Below are 22569 nucleotides of genomic sequence, written 5' to 3'. Positions count from 1 at the left end.
CGGGCCGCTGAGTCCCGGTCTTAAGGAGAACGAAAATGTCGATGCACGGCCGGCGGGGACGCCGCTTCAACCGGCTCCAGAGCCACCGCAAGGCGATGTTCCAGAACCTCGCCCAGTCGCTGATCGAGCACGAGCAGATCATCACCACGCTGCCGAAGGCCAAGGACCTGCGTCCGGTCGTCGAGAAGCTGGTGACGCTCGCGCGCCGCGGCGATCTTCACTCGCGCCGCCTCGCGATCTCCGAGCTTCGTCACGTTCCGACCGTGCAGAAGCTCTTCGACGTGCTCGCGCCGCGCTACGAGGAGCGCCCGGGCGGGTATCTCCGCATCATCAAGGCGGGCTTCCGCCAGGGCGACAACGCTCCGATCGCGGTGATCGAGTTCGTCGACCGCGACGTCGACGCCAAGGGCAAGGTCGACCGCGAGCGCGCCGAGGCTGCCGAAGCCGCCTGAGGCTTGGCGTTTCGGCTTTTAAACTGACGGAGAGCGGCCGGCGACGGCCGCTTTTCGCGTTTTTGGATCCGGGGAACCGAGCTCCTTGTCCCGGACTTGATCCGGGACCCAGAACCGAGACGGCTACAAGATCAATTGCTGAAAGACGAGCTTTTAGCGGAACCGACGTCGGCTCTGGGTCCCGGATCAAGTCCGGGACAAGGGCGGCGTCACCTCCGCGACCACACCACGAGCGCGAGGCCAACGAGCGATGTCGCGCCGCCGTACCAGGCCCATTGCGTCTGGGCGATCATGAAGCTCTCCTGCGGCCAGGTCACGATCCCGAGCCCCTGCAGGAACCAGAGCCCGCCCGAGGCGACGAGCAGCAAGCCGACGATCAGCAGAATGGTTTTCACGGTCTTTTCTCCGTTCCGCCCGTCGCTGCAAGCGGCTCGCTTCGCCATATAGAGCGCGCAGTCTTCGGCTTGATCGAGGCGTACGGCCTTTGGCTGTCGCCGCCACGGTCGCCCGGCCGTCCGAAAGGAGCCCGCCCAAAAATGCGTTTCGTCCAGACTCTGGCCGCCGCCGTCGCGGTTTTCTTGGCGGGGGCTCCCGCGCATGCGCAGGACCAGCGGCGCCTCCCCGACAGTCGGCAGGAAGTGAAGCTGTCGTTCGCGCCCGTGGTGGCGCAGGCGACGCCTGCTGTCGTGAACATCTATGCGAGCCGCGTCGAGCAGCGCCGGCGCAACCCGCTGCTGGACGACCCGTTCTTCCGCCAGTTCTTCGGCGACCGCGGCCCTCTGGGACAGGACCGGACCCAGCGTTCGCTCGGCTCCGGGGCGATCGTGTCGGACGATGGGCTCGTGGTCACCAACAACCACGTCATCGAGGGCATGACGGAGCTCCGCGTCGCGCTCTCCGACAAGCGCGAATTCGAGGCGAAGCTGATTCTGAAGGACAAGCGCACCGACCTCGCGGTGCTGCGCATCGGCGACGGCAAGCAGAAGTTCCCGTGGCTGCCCTTCGCCGACTCCGACGAGCTTCAGATCGGCGACCTGGTGCTTGCAATCGGCAATCCGTTCGGCGTCGGCCAGACGGTGACGTCCGGCATCGTTTCCGCGCTCGCCCGCACGCAGGTCGGCGTCGGCGACATCTCGTCCTTCGTGCAGACCGACGCCGCCATCAATCCTGGCAATTCGGGCGGCGCGCTCGTTGACCTCGACGGCAGGCTCGCCGGCATCAACACCGCGATCTTCTCGCAATCGGGCGGCTCGGTCGGCATCGGCTTCGCGATTCCCGCCAACATGGTGCAGGCGGTCGTGGCCTCGGCGCGCGCCGGCTCGAAGTCCGTGACCCGGCCCTGGTTCGGCGCGGACCTGCAGAACGTCACCAAGGACATCGCCGACGGGCTCGGGCTGAACCACCCCGGAGGCGCGCTGATCGCGAACGTCGCCAAGGGCTCGCCCGCCGCCAAGGCGGGAGCGGAGTCAGGCGACCTGATCACCGCGGTGGACGGCCGCCCCGTGGACGACGTCGAGAATTTTTCGTTCCGTTTCGCGACGCGCCCCGTCGGCGGCCACGCCACGGTGACGATCCAGCGGCAAGGCAAGGCGCGCGACCTGAAGGTGGAGCTTGCGGCCGCGCCCGAAAATCCGCCGCGCGAGCAGCGCACGATCGGCGGCGAGACGCCGTTCACAGGCGCGACGGTCGTGAACCTTTCGCCGGCGCTCGCCGAGGAGATGTCGCTCGGATCGGGGCTCACCGGCGTCGCGGTGGCGGAGGTCGCGAGCGGCTCGATCGCCGAGCGCCTCGGCTTCCAGAAGGGCGACGTCGTCCGGCAGGTGAACAACGCCAAGATCGCCAGCACCCGCGATCTCGAGCGCGTCGCGGCCTCGGGGCAGAGCGGCTACTGGAAGGTCACGATCGAGCGCGACGGGCAGCTGGTGACGAGCGTGTTCTGACGAGGCTTTGCGCTCGTCATCCCCGGCGAAGCCGGGTATCCACGACTTCGGCTCGCGCGGCGATCTACGATCAAGTCGTGGATGCCCGAGGCAAGCTCGGGCATGACGGCCGGGGCGGTCGCCCCGCGTGAGAGACGGCAATGAGCAACCTCTTCGAAGCCGCAGGCATGGACCGCGACGCGCCACGGCCGCTCGCCGACCGCCTGCGGCCAAGATCGCTTGAGGAAGTCATCGGTCAGGAGCATCTTCTCGGCCGCGACGGCGCGCTGGGACGGCTCGTCGAGGCGGGGTCTCTCGGGAGCCTCGTGTTCTGGGGGCCGCCCGGCACCGGCAAGACGACGGTCGGCCGGCTGCTGGCCGACGCCACCAACCTCGCCTTCGAGCCGATCTCCGCGATCTTCACCGGCGTCGCGGATCTCAAGAAGGTGTTCGACGCCGCCCGCGCGCGGCGGATGACGGGGAGGGGCACGCTGCTCTTCGTCGACGAGATCCACCGCTTCAACAAGGCGCAGCAGGACTCGTTCCTGCCCGTCATGGAGGACGGCACCGTCACGCTTGTCGGCGCGACGACTGAAAATCCATCCTTCGCGCTCAACGCCGCGCTGCTGTCGCGCGCCCGCGTGCTGGTGTTCCGTTCGCTCGACGCGGCGTCGCTCGAAAAGCTGCTGGCGCGTGCGGAAGAGATCGAGGGCAGGGCGCTTCCGCTCGACGCCGAAGCGCGGTCGGCTCTGATCCGCATGGCCGACGGCGACGGCCGCGCGGCGTTGACGCTGTCGGAAGAGATCTGGCGGGCGGCGCGCAAGGGCGAAACATTCGACGCGGAGCGCGTGCAGGACGTCGTCCAGCGTCGCGCGCCGATCTACGACAAGTCCGCGGACGGCCACTACAACCTCATCTCCGCGCTCCACAAGTCGGTCCGCGGCTCCGACCCCGACGCCGCGCTCTATTGGCTCGCCCGCATGCTCGACGCGGGCGAGGACCCGCTCTACCTCGCGCGACGCCTCATCCGGATGGCTTCGGAAGACATCGGCCTCGCCGACCCGCAGGCGCTCGTGGTCGCGATCGCGGCGCGCGACGCCTATGAGCAGCTCGGCACGCCCGAAGGGGAGCTCGCGCTCGCCGAATGCGTCATCCATCTCGCCACCGCGCCGAAGTCGAACGCGGTTTATGTCGCCTACAAGCGCGCGCGAGCCGCCGCCAAGGAGCACGGCTCGCTGCTGCCGCCGAAGCACATCCTCAACGCGCCGACGAAACTCATGAAATCGGAAGGCTATGGCGACGGCTACGCCTATGATCACGACGCGCCGGACGGGTTTTCGGGGCAGGACTACTTCCCCGAGGCCATGGGGAGGCGGGCCTTCTACGACCCGCCGGACCGCGGCTTCGAGCGGGAGCTGAGAAAGCGCATCGACTACTGGGCGCGGCTGCGGGCCGAGCGCGGGTGAGGGCTGCGGCGCGTGCCCCGGGTGGGGTGTAGCCTTCCGTGACGCGAGATCGAGGAACGCTCGATGACCGAACTTCTGATGAAGGCCTTCGAAGAGCTTTCAAAGCTACCGGACGATAGGCAAAACGAATTGGCGCAGATGCTGATCGACGCAGCGGAGAGCGAGCTCTCCGGCGAACTGCGATTATCGGATGAGCAGCTGGCCGAGGTCGATTCTGCGCTTTCGGAAGACGGCCCTTATGTCCCCGCCGCGGAGATGGAGGCGTTCTTCGCGCAATATCGGCGGTGATCGTCCGGTACGCTGAACGATCTCGCACGCACTTGCGTGGCATAGCTGAGCATATCCGACGCGATAACCCCGCAGCTGCCGCTCGTGTGCTCGATCGGGTCGACGAGGCGGTCAAAAGGCTTGCCGATTTCCCATTCATCAGCCGTCGGGGCGTGCGCAGAGGAAGCGTACGAACTTATTCTCTCGAACCTACCCTACATCGTCGTCTATGGGGTCGGTCGCGAGCACATTGATATCCTCGGCGTCTTTCACGCCGCCCGTCACCCTTCCGTCCGAACCCGCCCATGATCCCAATCCTTCTCGTCGCCCTGGGGGGCGCTCTCGGCTCCGTCGCGCGCTACGGCGTCAACGTCTGGACGATGCGCGCCTTTGGCCCGGGATTTCCCTGGGGCACGCTCACCGTCAACGTCGTGGGCGGTCTGGTGATGGGTCTCATCGCGGCGCTGCTTGCGCTGAAAGGCGGGACCAACGAGCTCCGCGTCTTCCTGATGACCGGGATCATGGGCGGCTTCACCACCTTCTCGGCCTTCTCGCTCGACGCCGTCGCGCTCTGGGAGCGAGGGGAGGCGACGACCGCCACGGTCTATGTGGCGGCCTCCGTCGTCCTCTCGATCGGCGCGCTTGTCGCGGGTCTCGCGCTCGGGCGCGCTCTGGGCTAAGAGAAGCGCTTCTCCAGCCTCGAGTTCGAACTGATGTCCGCCCGCCCGCCCCGCGGCAGAAAGCCCGCATCCGGCCAAAACCGCGCTACGCCCGCCGGCGCACGGCGGCCGACCCGCGCCGCCACCAAGGCCAAGGCCAACGAGGCGTTTCGTGCGCCAGCCAAATCGGCCGCCAAACCTGCCGACAAGCCCGCGCTGCGGCAGCGCCCTGCGCCCGAACCTGCGCCCGCGCCGAAGGTCTTGCCGGCGCTCCCCGGAAAATCCGCCGGCGTCCAGTCGATCCCGGTGCGTCCGGCCGAAGAAGGCCTGAGGCTCGACCGCTGGTTCAAGGAGCGCTTTCCTGCGCTCGCTTTCGGGCATCTGCAGAAGCTCTGCCGCACGGGCCAAATTCGCGTCGACGGCGCGCGGGCCAAGACCGCGACGCGGCTGTCCGCAGGCATGACGGTGCGCGTTCCGCCGCTGAAAGACGAGAGCGACGGGGAGGGGGACGACGAACGCCCCGCCGCGCCTGCGGTGCGCCGTCCGGTGAAGGACGACCGCGATGCGAAAGACCTGCGTGACATGACCATCCACGAGGACCGCGACGTCCTCGTGCTCAACAAGCCCATGGGGCTCGCCGTGCAGGGCGGTTCCGGCATCACCCGCCATGTCGACGGGATGCTGACCGCGCTCACCGACAGCCAGGGACAGAAGCCGCGCCTCGTCCATCGCATCGACAAGGACACGGCCGGCGTGCTGGTGGTGGCCAAGACCCGGCTCGCGGCGTCCGAGCTCGCGCGCGCCTTCCGATCGCGCTATGCGCGGAAGGTGTACTGGGCGCTCGTTCCCGGCGTCCCGCGCGTGAAGCAGGGGCGGATATCGACCTATCTCGCCAAGGGCGAGGGCGACGGCCCGCTGGGCGAGCGCATGGTGGTGGCCGAGCATGGCGACGACGGCGCGGCGCACGCGCTGACCTATTACGCCGTGGTGGAGCACGCCGGGCAGAAGCTCTCATGGTTGTCGCTGAAGCCGGTCACCGGACGCACACACCAGCTTCGGGCGCATTGCGCCCATATCGGCCACCCGATCGTGGGCGACCCGAAGTATTTCGACATCGAGAACTGGCAGCTGCCGGGCGGCGTGCAGAACCGGCTTCATCTGCTCGCCCGCCGCCTCGTTCTGCCGTTGCCGTCCGGCGACGTTCTCGACGTCTCCGCGCCGCTGCCGCCGCATATGGAGCAGAGCTGGAACCTTCTGGGCTTCGACACGAGCAAATACGACCCGATCGTCGAAGCGCCCGAAGAGTGACGAAATGAACGGCATGCTTCGAGACGCGGCCTGACGGCCGCTCCTCGGCATGAGGAGAGGCTCAGTTCTTCTCCACCCGGACGGTCCTGACGCTGAGGAGCGCCGACGGCGCGTCTCGAAGCGCCAAGTCCGCTTCAAACCCCATCAGAACCGCTCCGGCGCTTCGAAGACGTCCGCCAGAACGCCACCGCTTCGCACCAGCCGCGCGTGCGCCGGCGTGTCGTAGGCCACCACTAGTCGAATCGGATCGCCGGGCGAGAGAGGCATGAGCGTCGCGCCTTCGGCGTGGTCGTCGCCCTCGCCGAAAGGCAGGTCGAGGATGCGCTCGACGTCCGCGCGTGGGGCGACGGTCGAGTCCTGCGCGTTGAGGCCCCCGCGCCAGCGATAGAGCCGCACTGGACCGTCGAGATCCATCGTCGGGCCGGCCAGCACCACGAGATCCTCGCCGTCGATCAGCAGCGAGCGGACGCCGAGGCCGTCGAGATCGAGAAAATGGCGACGGATGAGATCGCCGTCGTCCTGACGCCGGAGCTTGAGACGGCCCGTCTTTTTCTTCGCCCTGAACCGAAGCTCTAGAATGGTGGCCCAGCCGCGCAGCACGGGGCCGCGCAGACCGAGGAACACCCGGTCGCCTGAAACCGCCATGCCTTCGACGTCGAGCCCGTTGTCCTTGGACGGGATCGACATGAACGGGCCGAGGTGAGGATCGCGGGCGAGCCGTCGGGAGAGGACACTGCCGTCCTTGTCCATCCGAAGCGCCCCCGCGCGACGCGTTCGGCCGCTCCCGTCGACCGCGGGCCCGGACGCAGCGAGCTTCGGCGCGCCGGGATGGTCGCCGGCCACGAGCGGGATGCGGCAGAGCAGGAAACGGTTGGCCTCCCGCACCACGCGGGTCAGCGTTTCGAGCGCTTTCTCGGGATCGTCGCCGGCCTTCGGCTTCTTGCGCTTCAGGCTGTGCGATCCGACGACCCACAGAAATCCGTCCGCGATCGCCAGACCCTCCACGTCCGCCTCCTCGTCACGGCCGTTGGGAAAGTCGAAAAAGTCGTGCAGATCGAAGCGCTTGTGTCCGCCATAGCCCACCACGCGGCCCGCCGCGTCGCGTCGCGCCGTGAGCCGCTCCAGCGCCGCGCCCTCGTCGGCGCCGATGAACAGGCTTTCGCCCTCGGCGATCGCGGCGATCGCCGAGACGTCTTCGCGGATGGCTTTCTCCGCGTCCGGGTCTGGCTCGTGAAAAACGAGCGGCAGCTGCGTCACCAGCTTCGCCTTGCGGCGCTCGGCGTGAGCGGCGGCGAGCCGCTGGTACTCGCTCTTCACGAGGCCGAGCGACCGGGCGGCGTCCGTGACCGAGAGCCCGCCCTCGACCTCGCGCATCGCCGCAGCGATCTCGCGAGGAGAGCGCGCGTCGCCCTCTGCGTCTTCGTGCTTCGCCTTCGTCATCGGAATCTCCACCCCGCCTGTCGCCGTCGTGACGTCTGGATGACATAGGGGCGGGCGCCTGCGCGGCGACGGGGCGCTTGTGCGAAGCGAGGCGGGCGCGCTACCTGCTGCGGCATGAGCGCTCCCCGACTGCTCGTCTTCTTCGACGTCGACGGCACCTTGATCGACAGCCAGCACGCCATCGTCTCGGCGATGCGCGAAGCCTATCTCGGCCACGATCTCGAACCTCCGGATCGCGAAGCCATTCTCAGCGTCGTCGGCCTTTCCGTCGCGGAGGCGGTGGCGGAGCTGTCGCGCGAGGCGCCGGGTCATCCGCGCAAGGCGATCGGCGAAGCGTTCAAGACGATCTTTCGAAACAGCCTGACCCATGGCGCGGATCATTCGCCGCTCTATCCCGGAGCCGCGGAGGTCATCGACAGGCTTGGCGCGCGCGACGACGTCCTGCTTGCGCTTGCGACCGGAAATTCTCGCCGGGGCGTGGAGCGGTTTCTCGACCGCTTCAGTTACGAGGGCCGGTTCGTCTCGACGCAATCGGCGGACGACGCGCCGTCGAAACCCCATCCCGCCATGATCTTCCAGGCCTGCCTGGAAGCGGGGCTGAAACCCGAGGAGGCGGTGATGGTCGGCGACACGAGCTTCGACATGGCGATGGCGCGGGCGGCCGGCGCGCGGGCCATCGGCGTCTCCTGGGGCTATCACCCGGCCGACCGGCTGCTCGCTGCGGGCGCCGAGCTCGTGCTCGGCTCGTTCGAAGAGCTCGACGCGGCCCTCGGCCTCTCCGACACGGCGGACGCCATATGACCGATTCTCAGCGTCCTGGCGCGCAGCGTCCCGAGGGATTGGCCCAACGGCCAGTCTTGCCGAAGCGCTTCTACAAACACGCAGAAGCCGTTGCGGTGAAAGGCGGCTTTGTCATCGCGCTCGACGGGCGTCCCGCCCGAACGCCCGCCCGGGCGCCGCTCGCGCTTCCGACCCTGGCGCTCGGCGCGGCGGTTGCGGCCGAGTGGGAGCGGCAGAGCGAGACCATCGATCCGAGCACGATGCCGCTGACGCGGATCGCGAATGTCGCGATCGACGGGGTGGCGCGCGAGCGCGAGGCGGTGGCGGCGGAGATCGTGAAATACGCCGGCAGCGACCTCGTCTGCTATCGCGCGGAGCGTCCCGAGCGGCTCGTCGCCAAGCAGAGCGCGCACTGGGATCCGGTGCTCGCCTTCGCGCGCGACGGGCTCGGCGCCCGGTTTGTGTTGGCCGAGGGAGTGATGTTCGTCGGCCAGCCCGGCGCGGCGCTCGAGGCGGTGGACCGCGCGCTGCCCCGCCACGACGTATTCGCGCTTACGGCCTTGAGCGTGCTTACGACTTTGACCGGATCCGCGCTGATCGCGCTGGCGCTCCAGCGCGGCGCGCTCGACCTCGCCGCCGCCTGGGCCGCCGCCAATGTCGACGAGGACTGGAACGAGGAGCTCTGGGGCTACGATTCGGAGGCCGCGGCCCGAAAGGCCAACCGCGAGACCGAGATGCGGGCCGCAGTCGAGACGATGGCGCTGGCGCGAGCCTGAGGGTGTCGCGCCGCCTCAGTCGGCGAGGCCGATGTTGCGAAACACCTCCTGAAGCTGCGGACTGATCGGCAGGGCGATCTGCTCGCCGGTCGGCGTCGGCCGTTCGAACCAGCGGTGATAGGCCTCGATCAGGTCCCGGTCCTCGGCCATTTTCGCGAAGGCCCGCGCGACCGCCCGCGCCATCTGCGGGTCGTCCTTGCGGAACATCAGCCCATAAGGCTCGTAGGTGAGGAAGTCGCCGACCACGATGAGGTCGGCGTCGGCCTTGTGGCGGGCGATCAGACCATAGAGCAGCACGTCGTCGGTCGCGAAGGCGTCGGCCTGGCCGCTGGCTACCATGGCGTAGCTCTGTTCGTGGTCGGGCGCGGTGACGATCCTGAGGTCGATCTTCTGCCTCTCGGCGATCGCCCGCAGCGCCTTCTCGTTCGTCGTGCCCGCCGTCGCCACGACGGTCTTGCCCGCAAGGTCGCGATAGGACCGGAGCCCGGAGGCGCTCTTCACCATGAGCTTGGTGCCGGCCACATAGGTGATCGGCGAGAAGGCGACCTCTTTCTCGCGGTCCTTGTTGGCGGTGGTGGAGCCGCATTCGAGGTCGATCCTGCCGGCGACCGTCTCGGGGATGCGCGTCTCGGACGTGACCTTCTCATAGGCGACGTCGAGCGCCTGACCGTCGAGCTCCCGCTTCATCTCCTCGACGACGCCGAGGCAGAGGTCGATCGCGTAGCCGATCGGCTTCGGGCCGTTGTTCGCCACATAGGAGAACGGGAACGAGGCCTCGCGATAGCCGATCGTCACCGTCCCGCTGTCGTGTGCCTTCTTGAGCGTGCCGCCGAGCGCGGTCGGTTCGCCGCCGGTGGTGACGGCCTCCTCGGCCCAGGCCGCCGGCGCGAGCGCGAAGAGCGCGAGGAGCGCGGCGGAGATCGTCGCGCGGGGCAGGGCGGCCATGGCGGCGCGTCCCTCAGGCGGCCGCGGGCGCATGCGCGCCGACAGGCTCTCCGGCGGCGCTTTCCTGCTCGTCCTCGTGCAGTTCGCCCTCCCACTTCGCCACCACGGCCGCGGCGATCGAGTTGCCGATGACGTTGGTGGCCGAACGGCCCATGTCGAGGAACTGGTCGATGCCCATGATGAGCAGCAGGCCGGCCTCCGGGATGTTGAAGGTCGAGAGCGTGGCGGCGATCACCACGAGCGAGGCGCGCGGCACGCCCGCCATGCCCTTCGAGGTCACCATCAGCAGGAGCAGCATGGTGATCTGCTCGCCGGCCGACAGGTTGACGCCGTAGGCCTGCGCGATGAAGAGCGTCGCGAAGGTGCAATAGGCCATCGTGCCGTCGAGATTGAACGAATAGCCCATCGGAAGCACGAAGCTCGCGATGCGCCGCGCCACGCCGAACTTGGCGAGCTGGTCGAGGATCTTCGGGTAGGCGGCCTCGGAGCTCGCGGTCGAGAACGCCAGCAGGAACGGCTCGCGCACCCGCGCGATCAGGTTCTTCACCCGCGCGCCCAGCACCAGGAAGCCGGCGAGCGCCAGCAGCGCCCAGAGGATCGCCAGCGTCGCGTAGAACTCGAGGATGAATGCGCCGTAGGTCCAGAGGACGGAGAGCCCCTGCGTGGTGATGGTGGCGGCGATGGCGGCGAACACCGCGACGGGCGCGGCCTTCATGACGTAGCCGGTGATCACCAGCATCATGTGGGCGACCTGGTCGGCGAACTCGGCGAGCATCTTGCCCTTCTCGCCCAGCGACGCGATCGCGATGCCGGCGAAAATGGAAAAGACCACGATCTGCAGGATTTCGTTGGTGGCCATGGCCTCGACGATCGAGGCCGGCACCAGATGCGGCACGAACTCCTTCAGCGTCAGCGACGACACCTTGAGGTTCGTGGCGGTGCCGGCGTCGGGCAGCGGCAGGTTCAGGTTCGCGCCCGGCTGCAGCAGGTTGACCATGATCAGGCCGAGCACCAGCGACACCAGCGAGGCGGAGATGAACCAGCCCATGGTCTTGGCGCCGATCCGCCCGACGGAGGCCGTGTCGCCCATATGGGCGATGCCGACGACTAGCGTCGAAAACACGAGCGGGGCGATCAGCATCTTGATCAGCCGGAGAAACACGGTGGTGATGAGCGAGATGTATCCCGCCACCGCTCCCGCGACCTTGGCGTCCGGAAACGCCACGTGGCAGGCCTGGCCCACCACGATGCCGAGAACCATCGCGATCAGGATGTAGAGGGTGAACTTGTTGCGCATCGCCGTCCCCTCGGTAACGAAAACGTTAACGAAAGATGACGACTCCGTGAACAAGCTGTCAATCGCTGACTTCGCCCGAAGATTGTGCGTGCTCGCCCCGTGGGCGCCGCGTCGCGGTCATCGGCCCTTTGTCGACATTGCGGCGCCGCATGACGCGCGTTACGCCTCTGCCCTCTTGATCGACCCGGAAAGCCGAGGGCGCGCCACGTGAAGGACATTCTGCAGGAGCTCGAGGAGCGTCGCGCGACGGCGCGCCTCGGCGGCGGCGAAAAGCGCATCGCGGCGCAGCACGCGCGCGGCAAGCTCACGGCCCGCGAGCGCCTCGAGATCTTCCTCGATCCGGAGTCGTTCGAGGAATACGACATGTTCGTCCAGCACCGGAGCCATGACTTCGGGATGGAGAAGCAGACCATTCCGGGCGACGGCGTCGTCACCGGCTGGGGCACGGTGAACGGCCGCAAGGTCTTCGTCTTCGCCAAGGACTTCACGGTGTTCGGCGGCTCGCTCAGCGAAACCCACGCCCAGAAGATCATCAAGATCCAGGACATGGCGATCCGCAACCGCGCGCCGGTCATCGGCCTGTTCGACGCCGGCGGGGCGCGCATCCAGGAAGGCGTCGCGGCGCTCGGGGGCTATGGCGAGGTGTTCCAGCGGAACGTCTTGGCGTCCGGCGTGATCCCGCAGATCTCGGTCATCATGGGCCCGTGCGCGGGCGGCGACGTCTATTCGCCGGCCATGACCGACTTCATCTTCATGGTGCGCGACCGCTCCTACCTCTTCGTCACCGGCCCCGACGTCGTGAAGACGGTGACCAACGAGACGGTGACGTCCGAGGAGCTCGGCGGCGCGAAGGTGCACACCACGAAGTCTTCGGTGGCCGACGGCGCCTATGACAACGACGTCGACGCGCTCGTGGACATGCGCCGCCTGATGGATTTCCTGCCCGGCAACAACATCGAGGGCGTGCCGGAGTGGCCGACCTTCGACAGCGCCGACCGCGACGACCTCTCGCTCGACACGCTGATCCCCGACAACCCGAACAAGCCCTACGACATCAAGGAGCTGATCCTGAAGACGGTCGACGAGGGCGACTTCTTCGAGATCCAGGAAAGCTTCGCGAAGAACATCGTGGTCGGCTTCGGCCGCATGGAGGGCCGCACGGTCGGGATCGTGGCCAACCAGCCGATGGTGCTGGCGGGCGTGCTGGACAGCGACGCCTCCCGCAAGGCCGCGCGCTTCGTGCGCTTCTGCGACTGCTTCGAAATCCCGATCGTCACCTTCGTGGACGTGCCCGGATTCCTGCCCGGCACCGCCCAGGAATATGGCGGCTTGATCAAGCATGGGGCGAAGCTGCTGTTCGCCTACGCCGAGGCGACGGTGCCGAAGGTGACGATCATCACCCGCAAGGCGTTCGGCGGCGCCTATGACGTCATGGCGTCCAAGCACCTGCGCGGCGACGTCAACTACGCCTGGCCGACCGCGCAGATCGCGGTGATGGGCGCCAAGGGCGCGGTCGAGATCATCTTCCGCGGCGCGGACGCGGACGGCATCGCGGCCAAGACCAAGGAGTATGAGGACCGCTTCATGTCGCCCTTCGTGGCGGCGGAGCGCGGCTACATCGACGAGGTCATCCACCCGCGCTCGACCCGCAAGCGCGTCGCCCGCGCGCTCGCCATGCTGCGCGGCAAGCGGCTCGAGAATCCCTGGAAGAAGCACGACAACATCCCGCTCTGAGACGCGCGCGGATGAGCCGGTTGTCGATCGCCGCGCTGGTCCTGTCCTTCGCGGCGCTTCTGCTCGGCGTCGCGGGGCCGGCGCTCGACCCTGCGGTGCTGAGGGAGCAGATCTCCTTCGCGGACGCCGCCGCGCAGCGGGCCGAACCCGTTCAGCCGGAAGGCGAGCGGTCGCTTCACGAGGAAGCCGGGCGCTGGCTCGCGCGCAAGATCCGCGAGCGCAACGACCGCGCGGCGCAGGAGGAGCGGACGGCCGCGCCGGCGCCGGTCGAGGAGCCGGGCCTCTTCGGGAGCTCGGCCCGCTTCGTCGTGCCGATCGTGGTCCTGATCGCGCTTTCGGGCGCGGCGCTCGCCGTCGTCGACTGGCTGAGGACGCGGGCGGTGAGGGGCAATCTCACGGCCGCGGTCGTGGCCGGCGCAGCCATCGCGCTGCCGTTCGTCTGGACCGCGCTCGCCACCGCGATGGCGTTCGCCGGCGTCCTGATCGCGCTCGTCATCGTCGGGGCGATCGTCGGCTGAGACAGACCCGACGCCGTGTCGCCCAAGTCGCGACGCACAACGAAATCAATCGTGCGCGCTTGCCTTCTTCCCCTCGGCGACGAAATGCTGCACGACGATCAAGAGACGGCGAGCGCCGACTGGCGCGCGACTTGCTGATGGAGAGCCGAACAGCGCGTCGCGCTTTGCGGCGTCGCGTAGGGTTGGACTGGGTCACATGCGCGTTCTTATCGTCGCGATCGGGACATATGGCGACGTGCTGCCCTTCATCGGGCTCGCGGCCGAGCTCGACCGGCGCGGCCATGAGGTCACGCTCTCCTGCGCCGAGACTTTCGCGCCCGCCGCCCGCCGCGCCGGCGTCGACGTCGAACCGCTGACCACCGCCGCCGAATATTCGGCGCTGTTCGAGCATCCGCAGTTCTGGCGGCCGTTCCTGGGCGCCCGGCGACTGTTCAAGAACCTGCATTCCTTCCTAAAGCCCACCCACGACTTCGTCGTCCGACATCATCGTGAAGGCGACACGCTGGTCATCGCCTCGGCGCTCGCGATCGGCGCCAAGGTGGCGCATGAGACGCTCGGCGTGCCGGTGGTCTCGGTGCATCTGACGCCCATCATGTTCGTCTCGCGCGACGCGCCGCCGCGCACGCCGTTCCTGCCGATGCCGCGCTGGATGCCGGCCGCGATGAAGCTGAAGCTGCAGACCGGGCTCTACACCGCCTTCATCGCGCCGCTGATCAAGCCGGGCCTCAACGCCTTCCGCGCGTCGCTGGGCTTGCGGCCGAAGCGCAAGATCCGCAGCTGGTGGCATTCCTCGCAGCGCATGCTGCTCCTGTTTCCGCACTGGTTCGCGCCGCGGCAGGCTGACTGGCCGGCCCAGTCGGTGCAGCTCGACTTTCCGCGCGCCGACATGTTCGGCGCCGCGACCGCGCGGCTCGATCCGGCGCTCGACGCGTTCCTGTCGGCCGGGGAGCCGCCGGTCGCCATCACCTTCGGCTCCGCCCGGCTGCGCACCGCCTCGCTCTATCGGGCCGCGGTCGAGGCCTGCGCGAAGACCGGGCGCCGATGCCTCGTGCTGTCGCACCAGACGATCGATCCGCCCAAGGGCCTCGAGGGCCGGGCCTTCTTCTCGACCTACGCCCCGCTCGGCCAGGTGTTGCCGCGCTGCTCGGCGCTGATCCACCACGGCGGCGTCGGCACGGTGTCGCAGGCCTTCGCGGCGGGCGCGCCGCAGATCGTCGTGCCGATGGCGTTCGACCAGTTCGATCATGCGAGCCGCATCCGCCGGCTCGGCTGCGGAACCTCGGTGCCGCGCGCGCTCTTCACCGCGCGTCGCGCCGCGCAGGCGCTCGACGCGCTGCTCGCCTCCGATGCGGTCGCCTCGGCCTGCCGGTCGGTGGCGGAGCGCACCAGCCGCTCCGACGTGATCGCCGAGGCCTGCGATCGCATCGAGGCGGAGTTCGGCCGCGCCCGGTCGGTCGTCTATCCTCCCTGCGAGGCCGCCGAGTGAGTTGAGCGCAGTCGGAGCGCCTGTCCTTCGGGCGCCGGCCGTGACATAGATCGCCGCCCATGAGCACGGGTGAGCGTATGGCAGCCGAAGCCGCCGCGGATGATGTGACGAAGCCGGCGGATGAGTTCGGGACAGGCGGCCCCGCCGGCGGGCAGGAAGTCCGCCGACGCCACCTCGTTTATGTCCCCGGCTACGACCCGCGCGATCCCGATCTCTATCGTCGTCTCTCCGTGTTCGAGCTCCGGCGCTTCGCCAAGCTCTGGGGCGTCGTCGTCGACGTCGACCGGGACGACGTCACACGCACGCCGACGCCGAGCCTCAGCTGGCGGGCGCGGCTGACCGCCGGCGACGCCAGGGTCGAAACGACCTACGAGACGTTGCGGTGGGACGATCTCGTCCGCCGCGACTTCGCCGCGCCGCTGCTCGCCACGCTCGTTCGAAGCCTCAGGACCGGCGTCGAGGTGATCGTGACGGGCCTCCTCTGGCGGATCTGGCGCGCCGCGCCGTGGTGCGCGGTGGCCTGGTTCTATCCGATGCTCACCGTCATCGCGCTGTTCGCCCTCTCGGTGTGGGGCGGGGTCGCGATCGCGGATCTCGTCGCCGGCCACGGAGCGCCGGTGTTGGGCGTGCTCGTCGGAGTCGCGCTCGGCCTTGCGCTTCTGCTCGGCGTCGTCGCCGCGCTCCGCCGGTCCGGCTCGTTCCTCGTCCATCTGATCGACGACGGCCGGTCCCAGCGCCGATACGCGACGCGCGCCGACAGGGAGCTCGACGCCCGCGTCGACGCCTTCGCGGCCCGGATCCGCGAGATCGTCGAGGCGCGCGCGGCCGACGAAGTTCTCGTCGTCGGCCATTCGAGCGGAAGCTTCGTCGCGATCGACGCCATCGCGCGCGCCTATGAGGCGAGCCCCGACTTCGCCCGCGGATCGAACTTCGCGCTGCTCACCGTCGGGGCGAGCGAGCTTCTGGTCGCGTTCCACCCGCGCGCCGGCTGGTTCCGCGAGCGCATCCGGCGGCTGGCGATCGAGCCGTCGCTGTTCTGGGCCGAGGTCGTCGGCCCCTGGGACACGCTCAATTTTCCGCACCGCGACCCGGTCACCGAGCTCGGCCTCGACGTGCCGGCCGACCGGCCGAACCCGACGTTCCGCCGCGCTTTTCTGACCAAGATGCTCGGTCAGCACTCCATCAAGTCCCTGCAGAAGGGATGGCGGGTGTTCCGGGCGCACTTCCAGTTCGTCATGGCGAACGAGGTCCGCGGGCCCTACGACTACTTCTCGCTGGTCCTTGGACCGTGGACCGCGCGCAGCCAGTTCGCCCGAACCGCGGACGGAAGGCTGATGTCGCCGAAGGTCGAGCCCGCCCCGCCGCCGCTGCCGCGGCCGGACTGGATGCCGCCGCTGCCCAAGGACCACAAGGACTAGGGCTTTCGGCGCCGCGCCGCGGCGAAGCTTCTTCGGCGGCGCCGTTCGCCCTTTGAACAGGTGGACGGCGGGCGACCCGCTCCCCTAAGTACGAACGGCGTCGGCGCGCGATCCGCGGGACTTGTCCGGCGCGGCTCCGGAGTTCTCAAGCCTCGATGTTCAAGAAGATCCTGATCGCCAACCGCGGCGAGATCGCCTGCCGCGTCATCAAGACCGCGCGCAAGATGGGCATCAAGACCGTCGCGGTCTATTCCGACGCGGACAAGGACGCGTTGCATGTCGAGATGGCCGACGAGGCGGTGCGCATCGGCCCGCCGCCGGCCGCGCAGTCCTATCTGCTGATCGACGAAATCCTGCGCGCCTGCAAGGAGACCGGCGCCGAAGCCGTTCATCCCGGCTACGGCTTTTTGTCCGAGCGCGCGGCCTTCGCCGAGGCGCTCAAGGCCAACGGCGTCGTGTTCATCGGCCCGAATCCCGGGGCGATCGAGGCCATGGGCGACAAGATCGAGTCGAAGAAGGCGGCGGCCAAGGCCAACGTCTCGACCGTGCCCGGCAATCTCGGCGTGATCGAGAGCGTCGAGGACGCCGTGAAGGTCGCCGACGAGATCGGCTATCCGGTGATGATCAAGGCCTCGGCCGGCGGCGGCGGCAAGGGCATGCGCATCGCGCACTCGGCCGATGACGTGGCGGAAGGCTTCCGCGCCTCGCGCTCGGAGGCCAAGAACTCCTTCGGCGACGACCGCGTCTTCATCGAGAAGTTCATCGTCAATCCGCGCCACGTCGAGATCCAGGTGCTCGGCGACAAGCACGGCAACGTCATCTATCTCGGCGAGCGCGAATGCTCGATCCAGCGCCGCAACCAGAAGGTCGTCGAGGAGGCCCCGTCGCCGCTGCTCGACGAGGCGACCCGCAAGGCCATGGGCGAGCAGTCGGTCGCTCTGGCCAAGGCCGTCGGCTACGATTCGGCCGGCACCGTCGAGTTCGTCGCGGGGCAGGACAAGTCGTTCTATTTCCTCGAGATGAACACGCGTCTTCAGGTGGAGCATCCGGTGACGGAGCTCGTCACCGGCATCGACCTCGTGGAGCAGATGATCCGCGTCGCCTATGGCGAGAAGCTCGCGATCAAGCAGGAAGATGTGAAGCTCACCGGCTGGGCGGTGGAGAGCCGCGTCTACGCCGAAGATCCCTATCGCAACTTCCTGCCCTCGATCGGGCGCCTGTCGGCCTACCGGCCGCCGGCCGAATCGAGCGCCGACGGAATCACGGTGCGCAACGACACCGGCGTGACCGAAGGCGGCGAGATCTCGCTCTATTACGACCCGATGATCGCCAAGCTCGTGACCCACGGGCCGGATCGCCTGTCGGCCATCGAGGCGCAGGGCAGGGCGCTCGACGCCTTCGGCATCGACGGCATCCAGCACAACATCCCGTTCCTCACGGCGCTGATGGAGCATCCGCGCTGGCGTTCGGGCGAACTGTCGACCGGCTTCATCGCCGAGGAGTTCCCGGACGGTTTCGCGCCTCGCAAGCCCGCAGGCGAAGTCGCAGCGGCCCTGGTCGCGATCGCGGCGCAGATCGACTGGATGGTGATGGAGCGTCGCCGCCTCATCTCCAATCAGCTCCGCAAGGGCGCGGCCACCAAGGAGCGGCTGCGCACCGTGCTGCTCGACGGCGAGCCGACCCGCGTCGAGACCTCGGCGATCGGCGAGGCCGTGATCGTGCGGACGCTTGGGCAGGACGGCTCGGAGATCCGTCTCCAGCGCGTCGAGACCGACTGGAAGCCCGGCGAGCCGGTGTGGCGCGGGACGATCGACGGTCAGGAGATTGCGGCGCAGGTCCGCAAGGCCAAGAACTACGGCTACGACATCCAGCATCGCGGTGTCGCGGTTTACGCCCGCGTCCACGGCGCGCGCATCGCCGAGCTCTATGCGCTGATGCCCGAGAAGGTCATCGCCGACACCTCCAAGCAGCTGCTCTGCCCGATGCCCGGCCTCGTGGTCTCGATCGCGGTCGAGGAGGGGCAGGAGGTCAAGACCGGCGAGACGCTCGCGGTGGTCGAGGCGATGAAGATGGAGAACGTGCTGCGCGCCGAGCGCGACGGCAAGGTCGCCAAGATCAACGCTAAGGCCGGCGACAGCCTCGCGGTCGACGCGGTGATCCTCGAGTTCGAGTGATCTTCGCGAGACAGCGCCGACGAAACGTCTGAGACGAAACGGAAAAAGGGTGGGCCGATGTGGCGCGCGGATCTCGCGCGCCGTAGGGTTGCATATCTCTCGCCGCCGCCCCTCGGACCGACGTCATGCGTCACGACCCGGAACTCATCGCCCGACGCATCCGCGAGGCTGCGGGCGCGCCTGAGATCTGGGCTCAGGCGCTCGGAGACGTCAGCGCGAGCGTCAACGGCGCCGGCGCGCTGCTGTTCTGCGTCGACGACCGGCTGGTCCGGCCGCCCGCCTCCGCCGAACAGGCGCACGTCCTGGACGAGTATCTGACGAAGGGCTGGAACGCGCTCGACGTCCGCTACCGCGGCATCCCCAAGATGGAGCGCCGGGGCTTCATCACCGACGAAGACTGCATGGACCGCGACGAAATCGCCTCCTCGCAGTTCTACCAGGACTTTCTCGCCGGGCACGGCATCGGAGCCTTCGCGGGCGTCGGGTTCCGGGCGGGCGGGGATCTCTGGTGCCTCTCAGTTCAGCGCCGGCTGCGCGACGGCCCGTTCGAGCCGCGCGAGCTGGACGCGCTCCTGAGGCTCTGGGGGCCGCTGAGCGACGCCGCGACGCTCTCGCGCCAGTTCGATTTCGCCAGGCTGAAGGGGATGACGGACGCGCTGGAGCTGACCCGCGACGCGGCGATCGTCTGCGACCGGGGAGGGCGGATCGCCTCGATCAACGCCCGGGCAGAGGCGCTGGTCGGCCGCATGATCGATCCGCGCAGCCGGACGCTGTCGCTGCGCAGCGCGGCCGATCGCGACGCCTTGCGCGCCTGCCTCGCCTCGAGCCAGCGGCGGCGCGGGCCGGAGCCGGCGGCCTGCGTCGTCAGGGATCCGAAGGGCGGCGAGATCCTCGTCCGGGCGATCGAGGTCGATGGCATGAGCGTGTTCGCGCCCGCCGACGGCCGCGCGGTGCTTCTTCTGCTCAAGCGCCGCGTCCTCGATCCCGTCGCGGCGCTCGCCGCCCGGTCCAGCCTCACGGCCGCCGAGTCCGCGATCGTCGCGAGCCTCAGGGCAGGCGGCTCGGTGGCCGAGATCGCGCAGGCGCGCGGCGTGAGGCCGGACACGATCCGCACGCAGCTGAAGTCGATCTATCTGAAGACCGGCGCGTCCGGGCAGGCGAGGCTGCTGTCGCGCGTCGCCGCGCTCGGCGACGAGCGGCCGGCGGACTGACGACCGCGGCCTCTCCCCAGGCTTCGACGACCGGACCGGCGCGTGTTCCCCATTCGGGTAAGGGGCGGCGACGGGGCGCGGCGTAGCCTCTTGCGAGGCTCGCCCATCGTCGGCGCGGGCCGCCTGTCGGCCATCGCCTGGAGCTCGAGGATGCGGCGTTTCCTGTCAGTTTTGTTCGCGGCCGCGGTGTTTGCGGGCGCCCAGTCGTCAAGCGTTTCGGCCCAGCAGGCGAAGGTCACGGCCGACGGGTTCTTCAGGATTGGTCCCGTCATCGACTATGCGTTCAATCCCATCCAGAGCGCGGCGCTGAGCGACGGCGTGACGGTCGCGACCGCGAGTTACGCTCCGAGCCTGGACTACAACAAGATCCGGGTTTTCTTCACGAAGGACGGGAAAACGCTGGCGTCGCATGACGTCAGCGTCTCGAGCCTCGAGCAGATCTTCTCGTTCAAGATCGTCGCGCTTGAGAAGAACGATCTCGGAATTGTCTATGAGTCGCACAGTTTCAGCGCTGAAGATTCAGTCGGCGGATTTTATTTCGTTCGCGTCTCTCAGACCGGCGGCGTCAGCGTGCAGAAACGCGTCGCGAGCGTCGAGAAGACCGACGACGGCGACAACTCGCTCCAGATCCATGCGAGCCGGCTAAAGAATGGCGAACTCGCGCTGGCCTATGAGCGTCGCGAAACGGTCAAGATAGGCCGGCTGATGGGCCGGAACTACAATATCTTCACGATGATCATCGATGGCGCTGGAGGCGTCGTTTCGCCTTCGAGACTCGTCACGCCGATCGAAGACAAGAAAGTATTAAAGTTCTCAGACGGCGCTAGATACTCCGACACATACATGTTCGGAGGAATGTACTATTCGCCGGAATCCGCGATCGTGACGCTTTCCGATGGCAACTACGCCATCGTTTACACCGACGAGCTTCGCAAGAGCGGCGCGTTTCGCGTGTTCTCTCAGGCCGGAGCGCCAGTGACCAATCCGGTCTATGTCGGCGAAACCTATCGGTTTCCGGCCGGAACGCTCGCGCTGAAGAACGGCAGCTTCATGCTCCTCTACAACAACAATCATTTCCTCTCCGGAGTGAAAATCAGCGGGTCGTATAAAGACACAGGCGAGGGGCTCGCGATCTCGCCGGACTACTATACGGGCGACAAGGACCCCGCCTGCGTGCTCCGGCGTCCGAACGGCGACCTCGTGTCCATCTACAATCAGCCCGACGACCTCAAGCAGAGGGATATTCGCTACAAGCTGCTGTCGCCCGAAGGCGCCACGCGGTCTGACGGTTTCGCCTCGAAGAAGGCGTTCGACAAGCAGCGCACGCCGTCTTGCGCGGCTCTCAAGGACGGTCGGGTTTTCTTCACCTATTACCTCCTCGACGCGAATCCGAAGCGCAACATGCTGATGGGCGCCTATCTCACGATCGAAGAAGCGGCCAGGACGGCGGCGGCGGAGTAGGGCGGCCGCCGACGTCTTCCTGTGCTGAGCGGGAGCTCGGCGCGACGCGTCGGCTTCCGCCATGTTCGAGGCTCGGCCATTGGCCGGTCATCGTCGAGGCGTTCCGCGCGGAGGCGTTCGACCTCTCGCCCGCTCCAGCCCTTGTCGCGCTCCCGTCCCGCCTCACTTCTCGCGGACGGAAAAACGGCGATGAGGGGCGCGATGGCGGCTCAGGCGGCGAAATTCGAGATCACCGGCCGCGTCCAGGGCGTCTTCTACCGCAAATGGGCGCAGGCGACCGCGAACGGACTCGGGCTGAGGGGCGTCGTCCGCAACATGTCGGACGGCTCCGTCGAAGCGGTTCTCGAAGGCCCCGAGGAGCGCATCGCGGCGTTTGCGGAAGCCGCGCTCGCGGGGCCGCCCGACGCCGAGGTGAAGACGGTCAGGCGGTCGGCCGCGCGCGGCGGCGATCTTCCCGCCGGCGCCGGCGTCGTGATCGGCGAGGACGGCTGAGCGCCGTCCGTCGGCCCGGCGGTCATTCCCGGGCGGCCGGCCCGAAGATCTCCTCGAACGTCTCCCGCATCGCCATGTCGACCTCGGCCATCGAGACCACCCGGCCGAGATCGGCAAGGCTCGTGACGCCATGGTCGCGCACGCCGCAGGGGACGATGCCGGCGTAATGCGACAGATCGGGCTCGACGTTGAGGCTGACGCCGTGGAGCGTCACCCAGCGCTTCACCCGCACGCCGATGGCCGCGATCTTGTCCTCCGCGTCGCGGCCGCGCTCCGGCCGGCGCACCCAGACGCCGACGCGGTCCTCGCGCCGCTCGCCCGTCACGCCGAATCGGTCGAGAGTCGCGATCAGCCAGGCCTCGAGCGCGGCCACATAGGCGCGCAGGTCCGGCGCGCGGCGGCGCAGGTCGAGCATGGCGTAGGCGATGCGCTGCCCGGGGCCGTGATAGGTGTATTGCCCGCCGCGGCCCGTCTGGAACACCGGCAGCCGCTCCGGCTCGACGAGGTCGGCGGCCTTGGCGCTCGTGCCGGCGGTGTAGAGCGGCGGATGCTCCAGCAGCCAGACAAGCTCGCCCGCCTTTCCGTCGGCGATCGCGGCGGCGCGCGCCTCCATCTTGGCGAGCGCCTCCGCGTAAGTCACGAGACGGTCGCTGACGCGCCATTCGACCGGGGCTGAGCCGGGGGCTGGCGGAAACGTCGCGGGCAAAGCGGATCGGTCGGTTTTCAGCACGTGGTGAACCATGGATTAACCACGCGCGTGGTCATC

General features: G+C 68.4%; 22 protein-coding genes. 17 read left to right on the top strand and 5 right to left on the bottom strand.

Going from position 1 to position 22569, the window contains the following annotated elements; genetic code table 11:
- The first annotated feature begins 41 nt into the window (after positions 1–41).
- Positions 42–452 (top strand): 50S ribosomal protein L17, encoded by a 411-nt coding sequence (rplQ, locus tag ACFOWB_RS18725; RefSeq protein ID WP_261405880.1) that lies wholly within the window; start codon positions 42–44, stop codon positions 450–452.
- Positions 453–661: 209 nt separating this feature from the next.
- On the opposite strand, the gene ACFOWB_RS18720 is transcribed toward rplQ, so the two are convergent.
- Positions 662–847: a hypothetical protein gene (locus tag ACFOWB_RS18720; RefSeq protein ID WP_261403609.1), complete on the bottom strand. Its 186-nt coding sequence runs from the start codon at positions 845–847 to the stop codon at positions 662–664.
- 141 nt (positions 848–988) lie between these two features.
- Here ACFOWB_RS18720 and ACFOWB_RS18715 point away from each other — a divergent pair, with 141 nt between their 5' ends.
- The 6 genes from ACFOWB_RS18715 to ACFOWB_RS18690 all read left to right on the top strand — a co-directional run bounded on the left by ACFOWB_RS18715 (position 989) and on the right by ACFOWB_RS18690 (position 6071).
- On the top strand, positions 989–2392 hold the full coding sequence (locus ACFOWB_RS18715) for a DegQ family serine endoprotease (protein WP_378148799.1): 1404 nt from the start codon (positions 989–991) through the stop codon (positions 2390–2392).
- 140 nt (positions 2393–2532) lie between these two features.
- A complete protein-coding gene (locus ACFOWB_RS18710) occupies positions 2533–3837 on the top strand; it encodes a replication-associated recombination protein A (protein WP_261403607.1) in 1305 nt (434 codons plus the stop codon).
- Positions 3838–3900: 63 nt separating this feature from the next.
- The gene (locus ACFOWB_RS18705; protein ID WP_261403606.1) at positions 3901–4125 is read left to right on the top strand and encodes a hypothetical protein; all 225 of its coding nucleotides are present in this window, start codon (positions 3901–3903) and stop codon (positions 4123–4125) included.
- Positions 4122–4358 carry a type II toxin-antitoxin system RelE/ParE family toxin gene (locus tag ACFOWB_RS18700; protein ID WP_378148796.1) on the top strand — a complete coding sequence of 79 codons (237 nt, stop codon included), beginning with the start codon at positions 4122–4124 and terminating at the stop codon, positions 4356–4358. The genes ACFOWB_RS18705 and ACFOWB_RS18700 overlap by 4 nt, the downstream gene beginning before the upstream one ends.
- Positions 4359–4409: 51 nt before the next feature.
- Entirely contained in the window at positions 4410–4784 is a 375-nt protein-coding gene (gene crcB / locus ACFOWB_RS18695; protein ID WP_261403605.1) for a fluoride efflux transporter CrcB, read from the top strand.
- A 33-nt stretch (positions 4785–4817) separates the two neighbouring features.
- The gene (locus ACFOWB_RS18690) at positions 4818–6071 is read left to right on the top strand and encodes an RluA family pseudouridine synthase (RefSeq protein ID WP_378148794.1); all 1254 of its coding nucleotides are present in this window, start codon (positions 4818–4820) and stop codon (positions 6069–6071) included.
- 144 nt (positions 6072–6215) lie between these two features.
- Here the strand turns inward: ACFOWB_RS18690 and ACFOWB_RS18685 are convergent, their stop codons facing one another.
- Positions 6216–7511: a DUF3616 domain-containing protein gene (locus ACFOWB_RS18685; protein WP_261403604.1), complete on the bottom strand. Its 1296-nt coding sequence runs from the start codon at positions 7509–7511 to the stop codon at positions 6216–6218.
- Positions 7512–7625: 114 nt separating this feature from the next.
- Between ACFOWB_RS18685 and ACFOWB_RS18680 the strand changes: the two genes are divergently transcribed.
- Together ACFOWB_RS18680 and ACFOWB_RS18675 are read left to right on the top strand one after the other, a co-directional pair.
- The gene (locus ACFOWB_RS18680) at positions 7626–8312 is read left to right on the top strand and encodes an HAD-IA family hydrolase (RefSeq protein WP_261403603.1); all 687 of its coding nucleotides are present in this window, start codon (positions 7626–7628) and stop codon (positions 8310–8312) included.
- A 95-nt stretch (positions 8313–8407) separates the two neighbouring features.
- Positions 8408–9067 carry an ATP12 family chaperone protein gene (locus ACFOWB_RS18675; protein WP_261403602.1) on the top strand — a complete coding sequence of 220 codons (660 nt, stop codon included), beginning with the start codon at positions 8408–8410 and terminating at the stop codon, positions 9065–9067.
- A gap of 15 nt (positions 9068–9082) precedes the next feature.
- Here ACFOWB_RS18675 and ACFOWB_RS18670 read toward each other — a convergent pair whose 3' ends face one another.
- The gene (locus ACFOWB_RS18670) at positions 9083–10012 is read right to left on the bottom strand and encodes an amino acid ABC transporter substrate-binding protein (protein WP_261403601.1); all 930 of its coding nucleotides are present in this window, start codon (positions 10010–10012) and stop codon (positions 9083–9085) included.
- Positions 10013–10025: 13 nt separating this feature from the next.
- Complete coding sequence (locus tag ACFOWB_RS18665; RefSeq protein ID WP_261403600.1) at positions 10026–11309, bottom strand: dicarboxylate/amino acid:cation symporter; 1284 nt, start codon at positions 11307–11309, stop codon at positions 10026–10028.
- Between the two features lie 207 nt (positions 11310–11516).
- Between ACFOWB_RS18665 and ACFOWB_RS18660 the strand changes: the two genes are divergently transcribed.
- The 8 genes from ACFOWB_RS18660 (at position 11517) to ACFOWB_RS18625 (ending at position 21803) form a co-directional block, all read left to right on the top strand.
- Positions 11517–13043, top strand: coding sequence for an acyl-CoA carboxylase subunit beta (locus tag ACFOWB_RS18660; RefSeq protein ID WP_261403599.1), 1527 nt, complete (start codon positions 11517–11519; stop codon positions 13041–13043).
- 11 nt (positions 13044–13054) lie between these two features.
- On the top strand, positions 13055–13561 hold the full coding sequence (locus tag ACFOWB_RS18655) for a hypothetical protein (RefSeq protein WP_261403598.1): 507 nt from the start codon (positions 13055–13057) through the stop codon (positions 13559–13561).
- A gap of 196 nt (positions 13562–13757) precedes the next feature.
- The gene (locus ACFOWB_RS18650) at positions 13758–15047 is read left to right on the top strand and encodes a glycosyltransferase (RefSeq protein WP_261403597.1); all 1290 of its coding nucleotides are present in this window, start codon (positions 13758–13760) and stop codon (positions 15045–15047) included.
- Between the two features lie 104 nt (positions 15048–15151).
- Positions 15152–16465, top strand: coding sequence for a hypothetical protein (locus ACFOWB_RS18645; RefSeq protein ID WP_261403596.1), 1314 nt, complete (start codon positions 15152–15154; stop codon positions 16463–16465).
- A gap of 155 nt (positions 16466–16620) precedes the next feature.
- Positions 16621–18639: an acetyl-CoA carboxylase biotin carboxylase subunit gene (locus ACFOWB_RS18640; RefSeq protein ID WP_378148787.1), complete on the top strand. Its 2019-nt coding sequence runs from the start codon at positions 16621–16623 to the stop codon at positions 18637–18639.
- Between the two features lie 125 nt (positions 18640–18764).
- A complete protein-coding gene (locus ACFOWB_RS18635) occupies positions 18765–19850 on the top strand; it encodes a helix-turn-helix transcriptional regulator (RefSeq protein ID WP_378148785.1) in 1086 nt (361 codons plus the stop codon).
- Between the two features lie 150 nt (positions 19851–20000).
- Positions 20001–21311, top strand: coding sequence for a hypothetical protein (locus ACFOWB_RS18630; RefSeq protein ID WP_378148783.1), 1311 nt, complete (start codon positions 20001–20003; stop codon positions 21309–21311).
- A gap of 189 nt (positions 21312–21500) precedes the next feature.
- Complete coding sequence (locus tag ACFOWB_RS18625; RefSeq protein WP_378148781.1) at positions 21501–21803, top strand: acylphosphatase; 303 nt, start codon at positions 21501–21503, stop codon at positions 21801–21803.
- Positions 21804–21825: 22 nt separating this feature from the next.
- On the opposite strand, the gene lipB is transcribed toward ACFOWB_RS18625, so the two are convergent.
- On the bottom strand, positions 21826–22545 hold the full coding sequence (gene lipB, locus ACFOWB_RS18620; protein ID WP_378148779.1) for a lipoyl(octanoyl) transferase LipB: 720 nt from the start codon (positions 22543–22545) through the stop codon (positions 21826–21828).
- Positions 22546–22569: the final 24 nt, after the last annotated feature.

The organism is Chenggangzhangella methanolivorans, from assembly GCF_042648545.1.
Lineage (GTDB): Bacteria > Pseudomonadota > Alphaproteobacteria > Rhizobiales > Methylopilaceae > Methylopila > Methylopila methanolivorans.
Note: the sequence above shows the minus strand (reverse complement) of the source record. Positions and strands in the feature narration are given on the sequence as shown.